The 387-nt window shown below is 57.4% G+C and carries 2 rRNA genes; both read right to left on the reverse strand.

The features are described 5' to 3' along the window. Positions 1-23 precede the first annotated feature (23 nt). A 5S ribosomal RNA gene (gene rrf, locus ABGA94_RS22260) occupies positions 24-138 on the reverse strand. Between the two features lie 131 nt (positions 139-269). After that, positions 270-384, reverse strand: a 5S ribosomal RNA gene (gene rrf, locus ABGA94_RS22265). Positions 385-387 lie beyond the last annotated feature (3 nt).

Below are 387 nucleotides of genomic sequence, written 5' to 3' on the forward strand. Positions count from 1 at the left end.
AGCAGCGGGGTTTTGGGTGTAAACCCTGGCGATGACCTACTCTCGCATGGCTTGAGCCACACTACCATCGGCGCAGCTGCGTTTCACTTCCGAGTTCGGGATGGGATCGGGTGGTTCCACAGCGCTAATTTCACCAGGGAGACGGTTGCAGCAGCGCTTGCAGCGCCAGCTTCGCGATCTTGCCCTTGGGCGGAAGGTATCCAGAAAAGCAATGCCTTCACTTAATAAGAAAAACCCCGCTGCGTCAGCAGCGGGGTTTTGGGTGTAAACCCTGGCGATGACCTACTCTCGCATGGCTTGAGCCACACTACCATCGGCGCAGCTGCGTTTCACTTCCGAGTTCGGGATGGGATCGGGTGGTTCCACAGCGCTAATTTCACCAGGGAG

This window comes from Stenotrophomonas sp. 3diitr2024, assembly GCF_042136455.1.
In the GTDB taxonomy this organism is placed as follows: Bacteria; Pseudomonadota; Gammaproteobacteria; order Xanthomonadales; family Xanthomonadaceae; genus Stenotrophomonas; species Stenotrophomonas sepilia.